The 18,350-nt window shown below is 36.5% G+C and carries 16 protein-coding genes, 1 tRNA gene and 1 riboswitch; of the genes, 2 read left to right on the top strand and 15 right to left on the bottom strand.

Going from position 1 to position 18,350, the window contains the following annotated elements:
- Positions 1 to 37 precede the first annotated feature (37 nt).
- The 4 genes from IGI63_RS12460 to erfC all read right to left on the bottom strand — a co-directional run bounded on the left by IGI63_RS12460 (position 38) and on the right by erfC (position 4,537).
- Entirely contained in the window at positions 38 to 643 is a 606-nt protein-coding gene (locus IGI63_RS12460) for a TetR/AcrR family transcriptional regulator (RefSeq protein ID WP_429975875.1), read from the bottom strand.
- A gap of 62 nt (positions 644 to 705) precedes the next feature.
- Positions 706 to 975, bottom strand: coding sequence for a hypothetical protein (locus IGI63_RS12455; RefSeq protein WP_429975874.1), 270 nt, complete (start codon positions 973 to 975; stop codon positions 706 to 708).
- A 77-nt stretch (positions 976 to 1,052) separates the two neighbouring features.
- A complete protein-coding gene (gene erfD / locus IGI63_RS12450) occupies positions 1,053 to 2,822 on the bottom strand; it encodes a multidrug ABC transporter ATP-binding protein/permease ErfD (protein ID WP_002358756.1) in 1,770 nt (589 codons plus the stop codon).
- Positions 2,822 to 4,537 (bottom strand): multidrug ABC transporter ATP-binding protein/permease ErfC, encoded by a 1,716-nt coding sequence (gene erfC / locus IGI63_RS12445; RefSeq protein WP_002355662.1) that lies wholly within the window; start codon positions 4,535 to 4,537, stop codon positions 2,822 to 2,824. Before erfC ends, erfD begins: the two co-directional genes overlap by 1 nt.
- Before the next feature lie 253 nt (positions 4,538 to 4,790).
- Between erfC and IGI63_RS12440 the strand changes: the two genes are divergently transcribed.
- Positions 4,791 to 5,453 (top strand): TetR/AcrR family transcriptional regulator, encoded by a 663-nt coding sequence (locus IGI63_RS12440; protein ID WP_002358755.1) that lies wholly within the window; start codon positions 4,791 to 4,793, stop codon positions 5,451 to 5,453.
- A gap of 80 nt (positions 5,454 to 5,533) precedes the next feature.
- Here the strand turns inward: IGI63_RS12440 and IGI63_RS12435 are convergent, their stop codons facing one another.
- From IGI63_RS12435 to rpoN, 7 genes are all read right to left on the bottom strand, one after another.
- Positions 5,534 to 6,325, bottom strand: a complete 792-nt coding sequence (locus tag IGI63_RS12435) for an alpha/beta hydrolase (RefSeq protein WP_429975873.1) — start codon at positions 6,323 to 6,325, stop codon at positions 5,534 to 5,536.
- A 38-nt stretch (positions 6,326 to 6,363) separates the two neighbouring features.
- The gene (locus IGI63_RS12430) at positions 6,364 to 7,830 is read right to left on the bottom strand and encodes an MDR family MFS transporter (RefSeq protein ID WP_002364774.1); all 1,467 of its coding nucleotides are present in this window, start codon (positions 7,828 to 7,830) and stop codon (positions 6,364 to 6,366) included.
- A 168-nt stretch (positions 7,831 to 7,998) separates the two neighbouring features.
- Positions 7,999 to 9,183, bottom strand: coding sequence for a methionine adenosyltransferase (gene metK / locus IGI63_RS12425; RefSeq protein WP_002355656.1), 1,185 nt, complete (start codon positions 9,181 to 9,183; stop codon positions 7,999 to 8,001).
- Positions 9,181 to 9,276, bottom strand: a riboswitch (SMK box riboswitch). Its footprint overlaps the gene before it by 3 nt.
- A 75-nt stretch (positions 9,277 to 9,351) precedes the next feature.
- Positions 9,352 to 10,044, bottom strand: a complete 693-nt coding sequence (locus IGI63_RS12420) for a hypothetical protein (protein WP_429975872.1) — start codon at positions 10,042 to 10,044, stop codon at positions 9,352 to 9,354.
- Positions 10,037 to 10,732 carry an ABC transporter ATP-binding protein gene (locus IGI63_RS12415; protein ID WP_429975871.1) on the bottom strand — a complete coding sequence of 232 codons (696 nt, stop codon included), beginning with the start codon at positions 10,730 to 10,732 and terminating at the stop codon, positions 10,037 to 10,039. Before IGI63_RS12415 ends, IGI63_RS12420 begins: the two co-directional genes overlap by 8 nt.
- Before the next feature lie 125 nt (positions 10,733 to 10,857).
- A complete protein-coding gene (locus IGI63_RS12410) occupies positions 10,858 to 12,735 on the bottom strand; it encodes an acyltransferase family protein (RefSeq protein WP_429975870.1) in 1,878 nt (625 codons plus the stop codon).
- A gap of 200 nt (positions 12,736 to 12,935) precedes the next feature.
- Positions 12,936 to 14,267, bottom strand: coding sequence for an RNA polymerase factor sigma-54 (rpoN, locus tag IGI63_RS12405; protein WP_280211421.1), 1,332 nt, complete (start codon positions 14,265 to 14,267; stop codon positions 12,936 to 12,938).
- 58 nt (positions 14,268 to 14,325) lie between these two features.
- On the opposite strand from rpoN, the gene IGI63_RS12400 reads away from it, so the two are divergent.
- A tRNA-Arg gene (locus tag IGI63_RS12400) sits at positions 14,326 to 14,397 on the top strand.
- A 655-nt stretch (positions 14,398 to 15,052) separates the two neighbouring features.
- On the opposite strand, the gene IGI63_RS12395 is transcribed toward IGI63_RS12400, so the two are convergent.
- From IGI63_RS12395 to IGI63_RS12380, 4 genes are all read right to left on the bottom strand, one after another.
- Positions 15,053 to 15,253, bottom strand: coding sequence for a cold-shock protein (locus IGI63_RS12395; RefSeq protein ID WP_002355647.1), 201 nt, complete (start codon positions 15,251 to 15,253; stop codon positions 15,053 to 15,055).
- A 233-nt stretch (positions 15,254 to 15,486) separates the two neighbouring features.
- Complete coding sequence (locus tag IGI63_RS12390; RefSeq protein WP_002361287.1) at positions 15,487 to 15,894, bottom strand: NUDIX hydrolase; 408 nt, start codon at positions 15,892 to 15,894, stop codon at positions 15,487 to 15,489.
- Between the two features lie 25 nt (positions 15,895 to 15,919).
- The gene (locus tag IGI63_RS12385; protein WP_429975869.1) at positions 15,920 to 17,707 is read right to left on the bottom strand and encodes a glycerophosphoryl diester phosphodiesterase membrane domain-containing protein; all 1,788 of its coding nucleotides are present in this window, start codon (positions 17,705 to 17,707) and stop codon (positions 15,920 to 15,922) included.
- Positions 17,708 to 17,736: 29 nt separating this feature from the next.
- Positions 17,737 to 18,246: an SA1002 family membrane protein gene (locus IGI63_RS12380; RefSeq protein ID WP_002358746.1), complete on the bottom strand. Its 510-nt coding sequence runs from the start codon at positions 18,244 to 18,246 to the stop codon at positions 17,737 to 17,739.
- Positions 18,247 to 18,350: the final 104 nt, after the last annotated feature.

Here is an 18,350-nt window from a genome sequence, read left to right as displayed (position 1 = left end):
TAGAGAAGTCTGTTTTTCAACAGGGCTTCTCTATTTTTTATTTGTGACTTTTCAGAACGCCATGTAGCATAAATTGAATAAATTTTTTGACATCGTCATCCACTGTTTTTCGCTGGTACGTTTTTTCAATACTTAATAATGCACTAACGTTATATAAAATAAACCGAGTTGCATCATCTACACTGATGCCCTCTTGTAAGCAATTGGTTTCATGTTCACTTTCAAAAATAGCCGCAATATTATTGATATAGGTTTTTTTGAAAATTTGATACAGCGTACGATTGTAATCAGGGCCCATTTCTTGAAACATGTCGTTCAACATTAAGAAAAGATTGGTCGGATGTTCATCTAACAAAACTTTGATTAATTGATAAAGTTTTTCTTCTACTGATGCATTTCCAGAAACAATTGGGACTAATTCTTCCTGAACACGGGACGTTAATTCTTCAATCACAGCTAAATACAGTTCTTTTTTATTTTTAAAATGGTGATAGAGATTCGGTTGGGTAATGTTCGCTTTTAAAGCAATTTCACGAGTGGAGGTATTTTTGAACCCCTTTGTCATGAATAATTCAGAAGCGACAGACAAAATAATTTGCCGTGTACGTTCTAAATCAGCTTTGCGTTTATTTGGCTTTTCCATGGTTTTCTCGCCCCCTGCTGCTTTTTATTTTAGCATATTCTCCGGCAAGAAACGAGAGACCTTTATACAAAAAACGAAAAATATACAATCAATGTGCCTGCTATTTGGAGAAGAATCGCGCAATAATACCACCGCTGCAAATGTGTCAACCAGCCTTTTTCGCCCCCAAGATAAATCAACCACTGCAGTCCAGATAAAAAACTATTAGCCAACAACCAAAAAAGCAGTGCCGATTTTGTCCATCGATTCTCTCTGAATACACTCAGTACAAATAAAGTATTTAGCACCAAAAACGTGCGCCGTAATTGCCGTACATTCCTCATTTTTTCCATTGACATTTCTCCTTTTTCTATTTAGCATAGCAAAAAAAGAAGCAAATGAGAATGACTCATTTTGCTTCTTTTTCGACTTATTCAAAAACAAATTGATTTTTATAAAGTTCCGCATAGAATCCATCTTGTTCAACTAGTTCATGGTGGTTGCCTTCTTCAATGACTTCACCGTCTCGTAAAACAATAATCCGATCCGCATTTAGAATCGTTTTCAAACGATGGGCAATCACAAAACTGGTGCGCCCTTTAATTGCTTCGTCCATCGCTTTTTGGATTTTAGCTTCTGTTACTGTATCAACATTACTTGTTGCTTCATCCAAAATTAATAATTCTGGATTGGTAATAATCGTTCGTGCAATACTTACTAATTGCTTTTGCCCCGTACTGAAAAGGTTATTCTCTTCCGTAATCTCAGTATCGTAGCCTTGCTCAAGATTTACAATAAATTCATGGATATTCGCTTGTTTCGCTGCTTGAACAATTTCTTCATCCGTGGCCTCTGGCTTACCAAAAGCAATATTCTCACGAATTGTTCCTGAAAATAGAACGGACTCTTGCAAAACAATGCCTACATGTGAACGCAAGCTATCTAAATCCATTTCACGAATGTCCACACCATCAAACGTTACGGCGCCTTCATTCACATCATAAAAGCGATTCATTAAATTCATAATCGTTGTTTTTCCTGAGCCTGTCGGTCCGACTAAAGCGACCATTTCACCTTTATCCACATGAATAGAAACATCTTTCAACACAGGCGTTTCTGGATTATAGCCAAAAACAACATGATTTAAAGCCACAGCTTTGTTAATCTCTTCTAATTTTTCGCCATTTTCGGGACGAATTTCATCTGGTTCATCAAACATCTCATTTAAACGACGAGCGCCTGTAACAGCTAATTGAATCATGCTATAACCTGAAGAAATTTGCATTAATGGTTGATAATATTGTTGGGAATATTGGACAAACATAACGACTAAACCTAACGCAGCGGCACGATCAACAGAACCATTGATTGCTAACCAACCACCAAAGAAAATAACAATTGCCGTATTGACTAATGACATTCCTTGCATCATTGGGAAAAGTAATCCTGAATACACTTGACCTTTATACGTAGCTGCACGAACTTTTTCGTTTTGCTCTAAAAAACCGTCAATGGTTTCTTCTTGTAAGCCATTAGTGATAATCACACGTTGCCCACTAATTTTTTCATCCATATAGCCATTTAATTTACCCACTTCATCTTGCTGTAAATCGACATATTTACGCGCCTTGCTAATCACAAAGACCGCAATTAAAATCGCAATCGGCGTAGAAGCAATTGTGGCCCATGCCAGTTCCACATTTTGACGGAACATCATGATTAAGACACCAACCAATAAGGCAATATTGGTTAATACTTGTAGCAACGCTTGGTTTAAACTGTTTTGGATGTTGTCTAAGTCACTAGTAAAACGACTTAAAATTTCACCATCTTGATGAGAATCAAAGAAACGAATCGTCAATTTTTCTAGTTTGTTAAACAAACCAATCCGCATGCGGTTTGTCGATTTCCCCACGACTTGTGTAAAGAGAATACTATAAATGAAACTAGCGGCACTAGTTAAGACATAAAAAATGAGCAGTTTCCAAATGACAGAAACGAACGCACTTTTATCGTCTTTTCCTTGCATCACATTAACCGCATATTTCGCTAATTCCTGAATAGCTTCCCCAACGAATTGCGGCGCTTTGACTTGTAAATAAGTCGCTGCGAAAATTGCTAAGAAAATAAAGAGGAAAGAAACTTTGTAACGTTTTAAATAATGATAGAAAAATTTACTAGCTTTTATTAAATCAGTCATTAAGCTTCCTCCTTTCCTTTTTGAGTTTCATAAATTTCTTGATACACGGGGTTCGTAGCTGCTAATTCTTCATGCGTGCCTTCCCCGACTAAACGTCCATTATCCAATACTAAAATACGATCTGCATGGACAACAGAAGAAATTTTTTGGGCAATAACGATCGTGGTAGTCTCTTTTAACTCTTTATCCAACGCTTCTCGGACTAACCGCTCCGAACGAGCATCCAACGCGCTGGTGCTATCATCTAAAATCAAAATTTTAGGCTCACCAATCACACCTCTAGTAATTGATAACCGTTGTTTTTGTCCACCAGAAAAGTTATTACTTCGTTCTTCAACGGGTGCATCATAACCTTCTGCTAATTTTTCAATAAATTCCTTGGCTTGGGCGATGCCTGAAGCCCGTTCCATGTCTGCTTCAGAAGCGTCACGTTTACCATGGCGTAGATTTTGCGCAATCGTTCCAGAGAACAGGATTGCTTTTTGCAATACAAAGGAAACTGTTTTTCGTAAACTGTGTTCGTTCACTTCTCGTAAATCGACACCACCAACTTCAATCTTTCCTTCTGTCGGATCAAACAAACGTGGAATTAATTGTGCCAATGTAGATTTACCAGCGCCAGTTGCGCCCACAATCCCAATCATTTCACCTGGCTGAATAGAGAAAGAGATGTCTTTCAAGGTATCTTCTTCATCCCCAGGATAACGGAAAGATACGTGGTCAAACTCAACACTACCAATTAACTCTTGTTCTGGGACTTTTTTGTAGGTAACATCTGGTTCTGTTTCCATCACTTCTTTAATCCGCTTAATGGAAACAGCGGCACGAGAAGTCATCATCATCATCATTCCGCCGATAATAATCGCCATCATGATTTGCATTAAATAGTTCATAAAGGAAGCGACACCACCGATTAAAGTTGGATCGTCCTTGACTAAGTTACTCACAAAGAAAATCGAGCCTACAACGGCTAAGTTCGCCACCAACATAAACGCTGGAATCATCACAGCAAATAAGCTACCTACGATTAAGTTATGGGTGGTTAATTCTTCACTCACTTTTGTAAAACGTGACAATTGATTTTTTTCTTGAACAAATGATTTGACGACACGAATGCCTAACAAATTTTCTTTTGCGATACCATTAATCTTATCAATCAAGTTTTGAATAATCATGAAATGCTTGCCCATTTGCGAAAAGGACAGCATAGAAATCAAAATAACTGCGATGACAAGTGCAACAATCACCCACCATAGTTGTGGCAAGGTTAGCATCGCTAAAATAAAACTCCCGATAAATAAAAAAGGAATTCTAAAAAGTGTCTGCAACGCAATCATAATGACATTTTGAATTTGAGTAACGTCATTTGTTAAACGAACAACTAAGTTACCTGCTGAAAATTTTTCGATATTGCCAAATGAAAAGGTTTGGATTTTGCGGAAAGTTGCTTCACGAATGTCAGCACTGACACCTTGGGCAACTTTGGCAGAAAAAATTGTATTAATAACCCCTGCAACGAGTCCTAATCCTGCAATGGCAATTAATTGAATCCCTAAGTTTTTCATTTTGTCGCTATCGTCATTCATAATTGCTTCCAACACTTGTTGTAACAATTTTGGTTGCCAAAGTGCTGAGACAACCATTACGATCACCGCCAACAAGGCAATAACTACCGAGCCTTTGTATTTTTTGGCGTGTTGAATAATAAGGTCCATCTTATCCCTACTTTCTTAAAATAGTTCCCTGCTTCTTCAGTGTTGGTCTGCGAATTCTTCCCCATTACAAAAAAATCAATTTGCTCATTGACTTCACCAATTTAACACTGTAAAATAAGGCCGATTCATAATTTACCATTTTTAGTGGTAAAATACAAGCGAACAAGTTAATTTTTCACAAGTTTTTCCTATCATAAAGTGTACCTTCTTTTTGATAAACTTACGAAGATAACGTTTAATAGGAGCTAAAATCATGGAACCAAAATTATCAAAAGACACGATTATTGCAGCCGCATTTTCTTTGTTAGAAAAAAGTCCCACTTTAGAACAACTTTCTATGCGTAAAGTCGCCAAACAGCTTGGTGTACAGGCGCCCGCAATTTATTGGTATTTTAAAAATAAGCAAGCCTTACTTCAAAGTATGGCTGAAGCGATTGAAGAGCACTTTCAAGAACCTGCATTATGTGGTGAATGGTATTCTGACTTACTAGCCTTCATGGAAAACTATTATGATCTCTATCAACAATTTCCCTGTGCCGTAGCTATCGAAATCCAAACCGTCCCTGCCTATCCCCAACGATTACGCCATTTGAATCAAATGATGGGCATTTTAAGAGAAGCAGGTTTTTCACCAGAAATGACTCATTTAGCAGTAACGTCTTTACAACATCTTTTATTTGGGATGATTATGGACGCAACGGAGGAAAAACAGCTCGTTTCGCAAGTATTGAACGGAGATGACTATTTAAAAGAACAAGTGCTGCACATGAAACAATATGTCTCCGACAATGAGTTAACGTACATGGAGGAAAGCATTCAATTTCGACACTCCATCCACCAAAAATCCGCCTTTATTCAAGCCGTTAAAACCTACTTAGATGGGTTGCAAGCAGACAACACCTCTTCATCTAAATAAAAAAAGCCCTTGGTCCGTCAGTCATTTCGACTGACGGACCAAGGGTTAACTTTTAAAATAAATATTGAAAACTACTTTCTCTATTTTGGTATTGGTAGCCAAGCCAAGGCTTTTTGAATCCATTCATCCCAGAACACCCAGTCATGTTCTCCTGGTCCAGTTTCAAAAGTGTAACTTGCCTGTGCCTGTTCCAACGCTTGAGCCATCTGTTGATTAGCAGAAAGTAACATATCTTGATCCCCACAACAAAGGTAAAATTGGGGCATTTCTGTTTGGCTTTCTACTAATTGTTGTAATAAATACAGCGGATCGTGAATGGAACCTTCAATTTGATCTAACGGGCCAAAAATACCTTCCCAATAGCTTCGCTTACGGACTTTTAATAATTCCCCAAAACTAGTGGATGATAAACTAACTGCCCCAGACAAAGAAGCAACGGCTGCAAAAGATTCTGGTTTCGCTAATCCTAATTTCAAGGAGCCATAACCACCCATTGACAAACCAGCGGCAAAGGTTTTTTCTCGTTTTGTACTTAACTGTGGAAAGAGTTGATGACAAATTCTCGGTAATTCTTCTGAGATAAACGTCCAATAGTTCATATCGTATTGTGTGTCCGTATACCAAGCTAAATCCGTGGACGGCATAATGACAGCAATCCCCAAATCAGCGACATACCGCTCAATAGAGGTTCTGCGAGCCCAGACGCTGTGATTTCCTCCCATCCCATGTAATAAATACAACACAGGAATATCTGTCAATGCTGCTTGGGTACTTGTGCCCACTTTTTTTACCGTTTCTTGTGGTAAAATTACGTTCACATTCACTTCCATTTCCAATACATTTGAATAAATATTTGCTTGTAAAAAGGCCATCTACTTTTCCCTCCAATACTCTTTCTATTAGTGTACCACTAAACCTTCGCTCGTTGCGCTTTTGCGAAAATATTTAACAAAAGAGCGACAACAACTAAGCCCGCACCGACTAAGTAAACATTATGCAGACCTGCATAGAGGATACCGCGTAATGGTTTTAACAACGCAGCTGGAATTAAATTTGCAGTATGTGGATTCACTAATTGATTCATGACATCTGCATCGACGTTTAACGCGCTCGCTTCCAATTTCGCAAACATTCCTGCATTTAAAATCACACCAAAAATTGACACCATCACAGTCTGCCCAATTGTACGCACCAACGTATTAAACGATGTTGCAACCCCCATTTTTTCAGGCTCCACTGTACTTTGTGCTGTCACCGTAGTCGTTGTGATAGTAATCCCAAAACCAACTCCTAAGACAGAAGACACTACAAAGAAAAGCCAAAACGGAACGGCCATTGGCATTACCACTAAAAAGATGGCCCCGACTAATAGAATCGATAACCCAATCGTTAAGACTTTTTTCATAGCATATTTTTCCATAAAGCTACTTGCTATAAATGATCCAGCCATCCAAAGTAACGACATAGGCGCTAAAACTAAGCCACCAATTCCTGCACTTTTTCCTAAGACACCTTGCATCCACATCGGAATGTAGACATCAATCCCCATTAAGAAACCGCTAATAAGCGCTGCAATAAGATTTACTAAAACAAACGTTGGTTGATTAAATAAATGCAAATCAATCACTGGGTCTTGCGCGCGTTTTTCTATCATCACAAACGCTACAAAAAAGAGCACACTCAAACTCAAACAACCAAATGTTACTAATGTAAAACCATTATCGCTAATCATTTGAAAACCTAGCAATAACGTTAGCAGCACTGCCATCAAAGTAACGCTGCCCAAAATATCCATTGGCATCTTGGTCCGTTCCCGCTTTGGTTCAACTAAGAAAATACTAATCAAGCCCAATAAAACAAGTCCAATAGGAACATTAATGAAGAAAATCCAATGCCAACCGACTGTATCTACAATAAAACCACCTGCTAACGGACCAAAAATACTGGCAATTCCCCAGGCGGCGCTGTTTAAGCCTAAAATTTTCGCTCGCTTGTCCAATGAATACATATCGGCAATAATCGTTAACGCAACTGGTAAAATTGCGCCTGCCCCCACACCTTGAATTGCGCGGGCAATAATTAAGGTCAACATATCTTGAGCAAAGCCACACAACGAGGAGCCCAAAATAAAAATGATAATGCCAATCATGAAGACAGGTTTACGACCAATTTTATCCGCAAGTTTCCCATAAATCGGTGTTAACATCGCATTCGTTAATAAATAAATTGAAAATACCCAGTTCATAATTTCCATGCCATGTAACGAGCCGACAATCGTTGGCATCGCAGTAGACACAATGGTCCCTTCAATGGCTGTCATAAATGTTGCCACAAAAACACTCACCGTGACTAACTTAACATTTGTTTCTTTTGCCATTTATTCACATCCTTTTCTATTCAATTGTCAATTTTCTAAATTGCTCCATAGCTATTCTATACAAAAAAGAACAAAATGTCTTAAAAAAATGCTTTTTCATAAAAAAATTATTGGAAAAAAACAAGAAGTCAGCCAATACTTGGCTGACTTCTTGTTTTTTTTATTTAATTATTCAGCTAAACTAGCTTTTAACGCTTCAACTTTATCTGTTTGTTCCCAAGGTAAATCAATATCTGTTCGACCAAAATGACCATAAGCCGCAGTTTGTTTATAAATTGGGCGACGTAAATCTAGCATTTCAATAATACCTGCTGGACGTAAATCAAAGTTTTTACGAACTGCTTCGATTAATTTACTTTCTGGAAGATCACTCGTACCAAACGTATTAATAGAAATAGACACTGGTTGCGCCACACCAATTGCATAAGCTAATTGGACTTCTACTTTTTTCGCCAAACCAGCAGCAACAATGTTTTTCGCGATATAACGCGCAGCATAACTAGCAGAGCGGTCAACTTTGGTTGCATCTTTTCCAGAAAAAGCACCGCCGCCATGACGAGCATAACCGCCATAAGTATCAACGATAATTTTACGACCAGTTAAGCCGGCATCTCCTTGAGGGCCACCGATTACAAAGCGACCAGTTGGGTTGATAAAGTATTTTGTTTCATCATCTAAAAGTTCATGAGGAATCACCTCATTGATTACTTGTTCTTTAATGTCTTTTTCGATTTGTTCTAAGGTTGTTTCATCATCATGTTGTGTACTGATGACAATCGTATCCACACGTTGTGGTTGACCTTGATCATCATATTCCACTGTTACTTGAGATTTTGCATCAGGACGTAAGTAAGGTAAGACTTTTTCCTTCCGCAATTCTGCTAAACGGCGAACCAAACGATGACTTAACGCGATCGGTAATGGCATTAATTCTGGTGTTTCGTCAACGGCAAAACCAAACATTAGGCCTTGGTCACCAGCGCCAATATCGTCTTTTTCATCTTGATCACGCACTTCTAAGGCTGCGTCAACCCCTTGAGCGATATCAGGTGATTGCTCATCGATTGCTACAAGAACTGCGACAGTCTCTCCATCAAATCCATATTTTGCTCGTGTATAACCAATATCTTTCACAGTTTGACGAACAATTTTTTGGATATCTACATAAGCTGTTGTAGAAATTTCTCCAAATACTAGGACTAAACCAGTTGTTACGGATGTTTCACATGCCACGCGGGCCATCGGATCTTTCTCCAAAATCGCATCTAAAATTGCATCACTGACTTGGTCAGCTACCTTATCTGGATGTCCTTCTGAAACGGATTCTGATGTAAATAAATGTCTTTCTGTCATAATGTTATTCCCCCTAAATAGTTTCGGTTACAAGGCATCTTTAGTAAGTAACGACAATTACTTGCTAAATCCTTTCGGGAACTTGTAACAAAAACAGTATACCAGATATCTAAAAAAAAAGCTTAGGTTTTCAAGAAAATCATTAACCTATTATAAATTTCTATCACACTATTCAATAAAGAATAGCGAATTTTTAACTATCTTACTTGTTGCAATAGTTAGCAAAATACTACAACTTATTAAAAACAGAAAATAAAGTAAAATCTTTACTAAAGAAAACTGTACATTGAATAAAATATAGGCACTTGCGAGAATGCCACCTAAAGTCAGCGAACAAAAAACAGAAAGATACTCTGCCACCTTTTTATCTTTGATAATTACCGAAAGCAATAGAACTAAACTTCCTAACAGGTAAGTAATAAAAGGTAAAGTAACTACGTTCTGTGGTGCCAATAGATAAAGATATGGACTCTGTTGGTTATTTAAAATAACAAAACTAATAAGTAGTTGAAACACTTGAAAAGGTACACTAATCATTACAGCAACCACTATTTTTCCAATAACTACCCTAGTTATACTGACAGAAGACAGAAGTAATAAAGGTAAGGTCATTTGCTTTTTTTCTTGAAGCATTGTACTCATGATAAACATAGCAGCAAAGCTACCGGCCAAAGTAAAGCTGGAAAATAAGTTAGCTTCATTTGGCAAAACAATTCCTTCTGAACCGCCGCTTTTACTAATGAAAACTGTAAAAAAAATCAAATAAAGCATTAAGCCGAAATATTTCCAAAGATGACTTTTTAATTCCAGAAACTCACGTTTAATCACTACTTGGATTTCATAAAAAAATTCTTTATTCATGGCGTTCACCTACTTTTTCCAAATAGATTTCTTCTAAATTGACTCCTATATTTGGCTCATTGAAGCAGACTTTTCCATTATTTAATATTAAAAAATTAGTACATATTTCTTCAACGAAAGCTAAATCATGACTATTAATTAAAATGATTTTTCCTGCTTCTTTTAAATGAATAATTAATTGTCGTAACTTCTTTTTCATTTCTGGATCTAAAGCATTCGTAGGTTCGTCAAAATAATAAGCTTCACTCTCTCTTAAAAAAAGCATTGCTAAAGCAACTCTTTTTTTTAATCCCTGTGACAATTTATCTACACGTTTAAACTCATAGTCTATTAATCCAAATTCTTTTAACACTTGTGTCAATTTTTTTGACTTTTGTTTTTCCCCCGACAGCTCCAATTTAAAAAGTATATTTTCTCTGACTGTCAGTCGTTCATAGAAACCACCCATTTCCGGAAGATATTCTACTTTTTTTATATAATTATGTACTACACCTTTGCTCGGCTTCAGCAAGCCTAAAACTAAATAACTTAGTGTCGTTTTTCCCGCACCGTTGTGCCCGAGAATCCCCCAACATTGTCCTTTTTCGATTTTCCAATTAATATCTTCCAAAACAAAATAATTTTTTTTGTAGAAAAAACTAATATCTTCAGCATAAATTTCGCTGTTTTCACTCCGATTTTCTCTCATTATCTACCTCCTATAAAAACGATGATTATTTATTTATCGTAACGTAAACACCATATTTTGTAAACGATTTCTTTATCTGCAACAAAAAACTTCCAGCCCCTTTCATCTGAGCTGGAAGTTTCTTGCTACTGTAAAATTTTCTCCGCGATAAAGTGTGTATATTGCTCGCCACCTGCCACATTTGGATGAACTCGGTCATCATAAAACCAATCATCATGGGCGTTACTATAATTAAACCAGTCAATGACCGTTAAGTTATCGTATTTTTTGTCCATTTGACTAAGTAAACTATTCACTTGATTTTGCCATCTTCTAGTTGGGACGCGAACATTAATCCAATAAACTTTTCGATTACCTAACGCTTTCATAAATTCATCAAATTGTGCCTCTGTAAAAGGACCATTCGTACCTAAACTCACTAAAACAGTATCTTTGAGCATTTTCTTTTTGTCTAGTTCACCAATTAGTGAAATGCTACTATACAATTGACGGCCCACTTCCCCATCGATAATCATTTTAGGGAAAATATCTTGTAACCCGCTAGCACCATCTAGAACAACAGAATCACCAATAGTTGTGATTTCTAAATTCTGCGCTTTTTTTACTTGCTCTGGTGTGAGTTGTGTGGGTAGAACGTCTTGGCTTTCACTCGGTTTTGTACTACTTTCTGTGGACGTGCTACTATTTTTCGTGCCACTTTCTTGGACTTCTTTTTTACGTTCTTCAATTTTTTGCTGATTTTTCGCAATATTTTTTTCTAGTTGCTCTTGTTGCGCACTTTTAGCATTTGCTGGAGCCACAATTAAACCGAATACTGCAATCACGCTAATCACTGTCATAAAGGCCATTGTCCCTTTTTCACGAAGGTCCCACGGTTTCCGTAAGAACTCAGTGAATTGAGTCCAAACATCCTTATAAGACAATCGTGTCAGTGGATGTTCGATAAAACGATAAGACAATTCGCTCACGACTAAAATTAATGCTATTTCAACCAATGAATGTAGAAAAACATGGTCCGATAAGGTCTTAATTTTGGCCTCATAAAAAATCATGATTGGGAATTGATACAAGTAAATGCCATAACTCCGTTTACCTATCCACGTAAAGACTGGATTCGTTAACCAACGATTCATATCTGCCCCTGGATGTGCAGTGACGGCCACTAAGACAGTGGCTGCCAAACTAATTAAAAACATGCCGCCGTAATAAACAAAATTTGTATGATCTGATAATGTTAAAAAGGCTAACACTAAAAGAACTAAGGCACTTAAACCAGCACCATTTAAGATTTTTTTAGAGGCTTCTGGAATTTCTTCTTTCAAACGTGTGCTTGGCCAAACATACGCCAATGCACTACCTAGTAAAATAGAAAAAACACGTGTGTCTGTTCCATAATAGACACGTGTAGGATCTGCGCCAGGAACATATAAAACGGCCATCAGCGTCACCGAAATTAAAGCGCCGATTAAAACTAAACTGAAAATTCGACCGCGCTTACGAACAAAGCGTTCCAGAAGAATAAAAAGTAATGGCCAAATTAAATAATTTTGCGCTTCAACTGCCAATGACCAAATATGTACAAATGGCGATTGTGTCGCAAATCCATCAAAATAAGAAAACCCTTTAAAAATTTGCCACCAGTTGTTGTAATAAAAAACACTACTAGCGACAACGCTGCGAATATTGTTTAATAAATCCTGCTGAAAGAGTGTAATATAACTAACTGCACTTAAAAGCATCACAATTAATGCTGGATACAGCCGTTTCATCCTTCGCACATAAAATCCTTTTAAATCAATGGTCTGATTTTCTGCCCATTCTTGCCGCAACAAGTCGTTAATAAGATAACCTGAAACAACAAAGAAAATCGGAACACCTAAGTAGCCACCTCGCATGACTTGGGGAAAAAGGTGATACAAAATCACGCCAATTACAGCGATCGTCCGAATGCCATCAAAACCTGTAATATAGCGTTTTTTCTTGCTATTTGCTGTCTGATTCATTTGTGCTTTCCAACTTTTCTATAAAATTATTCTTTTCCTTTATTTAAAGAAGCAAGTAACTTTAATATACGTTTTTTCCTAGGAAATGGCAAGCAAACTTTGCCTCCTTTAGGCTTTTTTTACAATTCAAAAAACCAACATTTTTTAAAACACAAAAAAACAACCAAAGCTTATGAAAATCACTCATAAGCTTTGGTTGTTTACTCATATCGTTTTCGTTTAGATGAAGATGGAATCCCTAAGGCTTCACGATATTTTGCTACCGTTCGCCGGGATATTTCCATGCCTGAATCTTTTAATCGCTCGACTAATTTTTGATCAGATAACGGTTTACTTTTTACTTCTTGATCAATTAATTTTTGTAGTTGCTTTTTAACCATCGTTGTTGAGACATCCTCACCATCTTCTTCTGATGAAAGAATACTTGTGGAGAAGAATGAGCGCAATTCAAAGACGCCAAACGTGGTTTCTAGATATTTTCCATTGACCGCACGACTAACTGTCGATTCATGAATAGACAAAGCATCCGCAATTTCTTTTAAAGTCATTGGTTTTAATGGCCGATCTGCTTCTAAAAAGAAGGCTTCTTGACGGCGCACAATTTCTTGCCCTACACGTAAAATTGTATCCCCCCGCTGATTCACTGCGCGCTCTAACCATTCAAATTCGTTTTTCTTATCCTTAATATATTCTTGGACTTCTTTGTCGTCAGTCTCTTGCATTCGTTTGAAATAATTTTCTTGAAAATTTAATGTTGGTCGACCAGCTTTGTTTGAAATCACCACTATTCGATTTTCCTTGATTCGGACAGTTAAATCTGGTCGAATATACAATTCCTCGGTCGCATCAAAAATATTCCCTGGCGCTGGCGATAACGTTTGTATATAATCAAAAATCAATTGAATTTCTGCTAATTCAATCCCGAATTTTTTAGCTAACGGGCCCCACTTACGACTCACTAAGGCATCAAACTCTTCCTCCAATAAAATATACGCTAAATTAGGCGCGGTATCGTCTCGTTCTGTTTGTAGCATCAAGCATTCTTGTAAATTGCGTGCCCCCACACCTGCTGGATCTAGCTGTTGTAACAAAGTTAATGCATCTAGCATTTGAATGGCGCTTGCTTCGGTTTTCTCTGCCGCTTCTTCTAACGAAATCGTTAAATAACCATTCACGTCTATATATTCTACTAAAAACAATACCAATGTTCGCAAGTATGTATCGCGGTAATTCAAATGAATTTGATCAATTAAAGACTCAAATAATGATAAATGATAGTCTGGAATTTGATTCATATAATTATTTTCTTCGTCTTGGTTGGTGTAAGAACGACTAGTTATCGGAAAATCTGTGGTGTACTGCGTATCTACTTGTAAATCAATTAATGGATTCTCTAGTGCTTTCGCTTCAACAAAGGCAGCGAGTTCTTCCGTATTAAATTGTAAAATTTGAATGGATTGTTGAAGCTGTTGAGTCATGGCCAACTTCTGGACTTGTTTTTGTTGTTGGGACATTCGTTGCTCAAATTTCATTATTTTCGTCCTCCCTCTTGTAATTTTTGTCAATATCAGCTAAACTAGTATTCGTGCCGCGCCCTTAGTGTAGTGGATATCACGTAAGATTCCGGTTCTTGAGACGGGGGTTCGATTCCCTCAGGGCGCGTTATTTAAATATGTTGATTTATCAACGTTTCTGGACACTCTTTATTCATCTAAAGAGTGTTTTTTCTTGTTTAGGAATGATTTTTCTATCCGTAGTTTTTTCAAATGTTGCTTGTGGCAAGCTCAATCGCACTTAACGCGACAACATTTGTTCTGCTTCAGCTACAAATCCAATAAGGTTAAAATTCCTCCGTTCCTATTGTAACGCATAACGTTTCCTTTTTCTATCTGCTAAACAAAGTATTGCGACAAGCAAACACCTGCTTCTCTCTTAAAGATCCCTTTCTGATTATATAGTAAATTGCTTTTAATTTGTTAATTATTTTACCTAAAACTTAATACCCTAATTAAATAAAGAACCTAGGGCAAAAATCACTTTGGATTTTTGTCCCAGGCTTAAAACCTTATAATTGGCGGGAACAGAACCGTTCAGCTCCGACCTCTAAAATACTTAATTAGAAATATGCTACCAGCAATCACACCAATTATGATTACTAGCCAAAATAATCCACTTACAAGTAACAGCTCAGTTAAGGTCATCTTCAGATTCTCCTCCTTTAAATGGCCTCTGCTTTGTTTTGCTATGTAATTAATGGCGATATCAGACAACAGCTATCAAAAAAACGGACCAACACGTGGTCCGTTTTCATTCATTATTAAGCTTTTACGATGTTCGTTGCTTGTAAGCCGCGTGGACCTTCTTCAGTATCAAAAGTTACTGCTTGGCCTTCGTCTAAAGTTTTAAATCCATCTGATTGAATAGCTGAAAAATGTGCAAATACATCATTGCCATCTTCACCTGTAATAAATCCAAAACCTTTGTCTGCGTTAAACCATTTTACTGTACCGTTGTTCATATATATTTCCTCCTAGTGCATAAAAATATGCAAGTTATTGCAAAAAATGTTGAGTGGCAAAAGGAGAAGTATAGTTTTTAAATATATAACTCAAATTACTTATCAAAATTGATTACTTAATTACTATAACATATTTATTAGGAATAAACAATGCCCACGACTTTTCCTTGGACTTTCTAAAATAATCAAAGATGCGCTTGACAAAGCCCTAGTAAAAGACACTCCTACTCTTTCTATTTCCAGTTAGTTTTGTTTAACTTTAAATAATCACTACGCGCTAAATAATCAAATAGCGGAGCTAATCCTGGTGAAAAATTTACTTCCTCAAACCGCTTAATAAATTGTACGCCTTTAATTTTATTTGGTTCGTTCAGGGTAACTTTTCCTTGGGCTTGTTTAGCAAAATAAAAATGTCCTTGCCAAACGATTGAATCAAAAACGAGTGGTCCAGTAAAAATTTCTTCAAGTTCAGTAATTTCCACTGCTAACTCTTCTTTCATTTCACGAATCGCACATTCCAGCGCTGATTCACCAAGTTCTTGTTTTCCGCCAGGGAAATTCCAAGTGTCTGGCCGATCTTTTAAGATAAGAATTTCATCTGATTGATTTTTAAGAAGTACTCGCGAAAATTCTTTTTTCATTTCGTTTAACCCTCTTCTTCATTTTTTATTGAGAAGCCACACTTGGTAGCATAAAAATATAATGCAAAATACGATCCGCATACGACGGATTTTTTTCAAAGTCATTGACTTCTTCATTGACTAACTCCAAATCATCGGTAATCACTCCAGCAACGTCCATAAAGAGCATTTTACTTAATACCTCTGAGTCATTAACTGTCCAAGCATAAACTGCTTTTTTCTGTTGGTCAGCTTTTAAAATGAAGGTATCGTTCAACGTGGTAGCTTCCATTGTATACAAATCAGCTTGTGTTTCTGGAAAAGTGAAATTATAGGGCAAAATAAAACTAACTTTTACTTTTGATTTGGCTTTTTTAAACGCTTTGATCACATTGTAGTCGAGAGATTGAACCTGATGGTTATTCTTTATCAAAGGACGTTCATATTTTTCAATAAAGTTAGATAGCGCACCTTGACTATCTTGTTTAGACGTTTTAATTTCTACTAGTAATTTTTGTTTGGCTTGGTTTGCTTTCGCTAAATAATCATCAAAACTGGCAATTGGTGCTTCTTGGCCATTTTCTTTAACGGTCATTTTTGTTAATTCAGCCAACGTAAATTCTTGCGGCGTGCCATCAACGCCGGCGAGTTCTTGAAGGTTTGCATCATGCATCACAACAAATTGATGGTCTTTGGTTTCTTGAACATCAATTTCAATATAATCTGGTTTAAATTTAATGGTTCTTTCCATAGCAGGAATAGTATTTTGTACGCCATTACTATTGGTGACCCCTCGATGCGAAATAATCAAAGGTTTTGATTCTAATAGCCCTGTTAAGTAAACAGCGTTGAAAATTATATAGCCGCCAAAAATGGTGAATAGTCCTAGGCCCATTCCGATAGTCACTAATTTATTACGTTTCGTTTCTTTGTCAAAGGCAACTTTTGTCGTCGTTTCTGCTTGAACATTTAATTGTGTATATAAGAAATTAATCAGTAATACTGAAAGCCAAGCATTAGAGACAAACTGTAAAAATTGGACAACGGTTAAATTTAAAATACCACCTAGTAAGCTAATGATATCGCTCAAGGTATCTAACTTCAACTGTAGAAGATAAAGTAACACATAAATAACATACGTTGAAACAAATACCGCGATCGTCACAAATGCAATATTACGAATAATGAACCATAATCGTTTGTTTGTCATTGACCAACTAGCCTTAACTGCCTCGCCCGCTTTTTTTCTCTCCAGAATCATTAATGGAAGCGTGTAAATGAAACGAATAGCTAAATACCAGACTAATAACCCAAAGGCCAGTAACCCAACCAAGTAAGGAATTCGTTGGGACAAAAATTCAACAATAAAATCTGGAATCACAAATTTCGTCAATAGATTACTTTGGAAAATCAGGTTACCAAAAGGGACAATGACAACAAAATAACCGAAAAAGAATAACCACGAACGGGCACCTTGCTTTTTAAGAACCTTAAAAGATGCCTTGGTAACTCCTTTAAAATGAAAGCGATGGTCTTGCCGTATTTGAAAAATCCCTAATAATAAAAAGGTAAACTGATAAAAAACTGCACCTAAAAAAAGTAACAACAAGAGAATTAATAAAACCAGAGCAAGCGGCTTTTCTAACAGTAAATTCAGGTTATTAAACGAAAGATAAGGAATACCTTGAGTTTTTAGTGCGTTGGAAGTAGCCCAACTAAAAGCCCCACCCACCAATAATAATAAGACATTTAAAGTAAAAAATAACCATAAGTACTGCAAGATGTCTTTAAAAAATTGCCTTGTTCCATTTTTAAATGTTTGCCAAGCAGACATACAAACTCCTCCATTCTAAAAGTATCTGATTAAAGTTCTTCCATACGAATCCTAAATAAAACAACGGCAATCCAAATTGAAATAAATGATGGCAAAATAACAATAATGATTGCGACTGGCTCATCAATAGTTCCTTGTAACGTATTTTTTACTTCTGAAGAAACAATAAACTGATCAAAAATCACTTGATAAATAGTAACATAAATCAATACCCATTGAATATAATATTCAATTATTTTCATTAAAGCGATGGGTAAAACAATTTTTTTCGTCGTTAAATTCAATAAAAAATATAACAAAAGACTCGTACTGATGATAACGACTATCCCTAAAAGAAATAACGACTCTAACCGCTGCCCTATTACGTTTGCAACGCCTATTGTTAATAATAAATACATAGCTACCGAAATTAAGATGCTCACACTTAGCATAACAGAAAACAAAAGTAATGCCTTAAGAAAAAGCCACTTATCAACTCTTTTATTTCCAATCAATAAACCTAAAAGAATCACCGACAAAAGTAAAATCAATTCAATCATTCGTTCCTCCTCCCAAAACAAATGAAAACAAATTCATATGTTCGTGTTTATTTTATCAAACTAAAATGTATTTGTAAAACATTTCACATGTTATTTAATAAACG

The organism is Enterococcus sp. DIV0086, assembly GCF_050498705.1.
Lineage (GTDB): Bacteria > Bacillota > Bacilli > Lactobacillales > Enterococcaceae > Enterococcus > Enterococcus faecalis.
Note: the sequence above shows the minus strand (reverse complement) of the source record. Positions and strands in the feature narration are given on the sequence as shown.